Annotated in this window: 4 protein-coding genes; 2 read left to right on the forward strand and 2 right to left on the reverse strand. The window is 62.2% G+C overall.

Annotated features, from left to right (window positions below; translation table 11 throughout):
- Window positions 1-286: 286 nt before the first annotated feature.
- Window positions 287-1,423 carry an alpha-hydroxy acid oxidase gene (locus tag E5W87_RS29100; RefSeq protein WP_292405417.1) on the forward strand — a complete coding sequence of 379 codons (1,137 nt, stop codon included), beginning with the start codon at window positions 287-289 and terminating at the stop codon, window positions 1,421-1,423.
- 35 nt (window positions 1,424-1,458) lie between these two features.
- Complete coding sequence (locus E5W87_RS29105; RefSeq protein WP_292405421.1) at window positions 1,459-2,232, forward strand: metallophosphoesterase; 774 nt, start codon at window positions 1,459-1,461, stop codon at window positions 2,230-2,232.
- Window positions 2,233-2,332: 100 nt separating this feature from the next.
- Here E5W87_RS29105 and E5W87_RS29110 read toward each other — a convergent pair whose 3' ends face one another.
- Both E5W87_RS29110 and E5W87_RS29115 read right to left on the reverse strand, forming a co-directional pair.
- Window positions 2,333-2,464, reverse strand: coding sequence for a hypothetical protein (locus E5W87_RS29110; RefSeq protein WP_292405457.1), 132 nt, complete (start codon window positions 2,462-2,464; stop codon window positions 2,333-2,335).
- A gap of 270 nt (window positions 2,465-2,734) precedes the next feature.
- Window positions 2,735-3,385: type 1 glutamine amidotransferase (locus tag E5W87_RS29115; protein ID WP_292405424.1), on the reverse strand; the 651-nt coding region annotated here is incomplete at its 5' end.

The raw sequence follows: 3,385 nt of genomic DNA on the forward strand, positions 1-3,385 counted from the left end.
TCTACTCTGGCGGCCATCTGATGGCGTTTTCTGCGCTTCCGGTGCTCACGGACCCGCGCATGACCCCGGAAACCAATTTCGGTTTCCGGAAACGATCATGCGCAAATGCAAAGTGTTAGAGCGTCCTTTGCGCGTCCAATTGGACGCGCGGCGCTCTAATGTCCGCTGCGCTCCGGTTCTCGAAACCACCACCATATGACTCGCCAGAGCGAATTTCGAAACAGTCTCTGAGCGCCGTACAAGAAAAGTCAACAACGACGAATTAGCGAGAACCAGCGGGAAGCCCATGAGCATGATCCTCACCATCGCCGATCTCAAGGACCTGGCGCGCCGCCGCGTGCCGAAGATGTTCTTCGACTATGCCGATTCAGGTGGATGGACCGAAAGCACCTACCGGGCCAACGAGGAGGATTTCCAAAAGATCAAATTCCGCCAGCGCGTGCTGGTCGACATGAGCAACCGCTCGCTGGAATCGACCATGATCGGCGAGAAGGTGGCGATGCCAGTGGCGCTGGCGCCGACCGGCATGACCGGCATGCAGCATCCCGACGGCGAGATGCTGGCGGCGCAGGCGGCGGAGGAATTCGGCGTGCCGTTCACGCTGTCGACGATGAGCATCTGCTCGATCGAGGATGTCGCATCAGTGACCAAGAAGCCATTCTGGTTCCAGCTCTATGTGCTGCGCGACAAGGATTTCGTCCTTGATCTCATCGACAGGGCGAAGGCGGCGAAATGCTCGGCGCTGGTGCTGACGCTCGACCTGCAGATCCTCGGCCAGCGCCACAAGGATATCCGCAACGGGCTTTCGGCGCCGCCGCGCTTCACGCCGAAGCACATGTGGCAGGTGGCGACCAGGCCGGGCTGGTGCATTGGCATGGCAGGCACCAAGCGCCGGACCTTCCGCAACATCGTCGGCCACGCCAAGGGCGTCGGCGACCTCACCTCGCTGTCGTCATGGACGACGGAGCAGTTCGACCCGCATCTGTCGTGGAAGGACGTTGCCTGGATCAAGGAACGCTGGGGCGGCAAGCTGATCCTGAAGGGCATCCTCGACAAGGAGGACGCGCTGATGGCAGCCAAGACGGGCGCCGACGCGATCATCGTCTCCAATCATGGCGGACGCCAGCTCGACGGTGCGTCGTCATCGATCGGAGTGCTCGAAGAGATCGCCGATGCGGTCGGCGACACGATCGAGGTCCATATGGATGGCGGCATCCGCTCGGGCCAGGATGTGCTGAAAGCGTTGTGCCTCGGCGCCAAGGGCACCTATATCGGCCGGCCTTTCCTTTACGGCCTGGGCGCGCTCGGCAAGGAAGGGGTTACAAAAGCCTTGGAAATTATCCGCAAGGAGATGGACATAACGCTGGCGCTGTGCGGAAAGCGTCTGGTAACCGACATGGGCAAGGATCAGCTTCGGCGTTAGACTCCCGTGACGGCATGATCACGGAGATGGAAGCATTGACTGCCCCCGGCATCCACTTTCTCGACGCGCGCGGACCGGAAGGCATGCGCATCTATGCGGTCGGCGACGTGCATGGCCGGCTCGACCTGCTTGCCGCCATGTACCGCCGGATTGCGGCCGAGATCCGCCAGGCACGGCCGGCCGACTGGCGTGTCATTCATCTCGGCGACTATGTCGACCGCGGCCCCGATTCCAAGGGGGTCCTCGACTTCTTGATCGAAGCGCGAAAACGCGACCCGCGTCACCTGATGCTCGCGGGCAACCACGACATCGGCTTCCTTGATTTTCTCGATGCCCCCGACGCAGACGGGCTTTTCATGCGCTATGGCGGCATCCAGACCGCGCAATCCTATGGCGTGGCGATCAATGAAGGCGGCGGCGCGTGGTTCGGCAGGTCCGAGGTGGCACTGCGGCAAGGCCATGCAGCACTTGTCGAGGCCGTGCCGAAAAGCCATGTCGACTTCCTGCAGTCGCTGCCGTTTTCACTGACGTTCGGCGACTTCTTCTTCTGCCATGCGGGCATCCGGCCGGGCATTGCGCTGGAAAGTCAGACCACGCAGGACCTGATCTGGATCCGCGATATCTTCCACAACCATTCAGGCCTCCATCCGAAGATCGTGGTGCATGGCCACACGCCGGTGCCGGAGGCCGAGGTGATGGTCAACCGCGTCAATATCGACACGCTCGCCTACCAGACGGGGAACCTCACCGCGCTCGTCGTGAACGGCGCCGACAAGCGTATCCTGGTGGTGTCAGGTGAGAGGGCTTAAGGCGGGTCGCGCTTCAAGTCTTAGTTTGTTTATGTCGTCATCCCAAAACCACTGCGCACCCTCGGGTCAAGCCCAAAGGCAGGTTTGTGGGTGACACGCCCTAGCGAAGCGCTGCGGTGACGCCGTAGCCGTCGACGGCGTTGTGGTTGTTGGCTGCGTCGCCGGCATAGGTGCCGAGGCCGCACAACACGATGGCCGACAACATGGCAAAGGACAGAAGCGCTGCTTTCACGGACGTCATCTCTTGTTGAGCTTTCTGCATCTGTGCACGAGGCGGGTTACCAATGGGTTGAAACGGAAAATATGATTTCGCGCTTCTAGGGATGTTCTGTATCGGCGATGTGTCGCGCGAGTGACACAAAGGGTTCATCGCGGTTGCACGGAAGATGCAGAGCGCGTGCCTTCTAGGTTGGCGGGCGGCCACAAGCCAAGGACGAAACAAGCTGTCCACAGCGGATTTTTGCCGGCGTGCCAAATATGCAACGTCGGAACTGACAAGCCGTCAGATCGTCGCCACCCAGGCTCGGGCGATGGCCAGCCCGGCGGCATCGGCATCCGGTCCGTTGCGGGCCATTTCGTCGTCGAGCCGGTCACTCCAGTCAGGGTGTCGCTCGGCTATGAGCGGGGCGAAGGACCTGCTCCAGTCGCGGACCATCGGCCGGTCCGCCTCGAAATGGAACTGAAAGCCATAGACGGCGCGGCCGATGCGAAACGCCTGGTTCTCGGCGACACCGTTGCCGGCGAGCCGCACGGCATCTTCAGGCAGCACAAAGGTGTCGTCGTGCCATTCGAAGATGGGGAATTTTTCGGGCAGCGCGCCGAGCACCGGATCGGCCTTGGCGGCCGGCGTCAGCGATACGCCGCACCAGCCGAATTCGTTGGCAGCGCCGATCCGGTTCTCGCCGCCGAAGGCGCGAGCGACCAGCTGACCGCCGAGACAGATGCCGAGCACGGCGCGGTTCCTGTGGGCGAAATCGCGGGTCAGTTCGAGCAACGCGGGAAAATAGGGATAGTCGTGATCGGCCAGCGCGTTCTGGCCGCCGCCAAGCACCACCAGGGCGTCGTGCTCGGCAGCATCTTCCGGCAGGGAATCGCCTTGATAGGGGCGGCGAAGATCGAGGTCGGCGCCTGCCTCCGCCAGTGCCGCGCCGAC

Source organism: Mesorhizobium sp. (assembly GCF_004962925.1).
In the GTDB taxonomy this organism is placed as follows: Bacteria; Pseudomonadota; Alphaproteobacteria; order Rhizobiales; family Rhizobiaceae; genus Mesorhizobium.

Coding starts and splice junctions, on each gene's coding strand:
- E5W87_RS29100 (WP_292405417.1), top strand. CDS start 287: ATGAGCATGATCCTCACCATCGCCGATCTCAAGGACCTGGCGCGCCGC.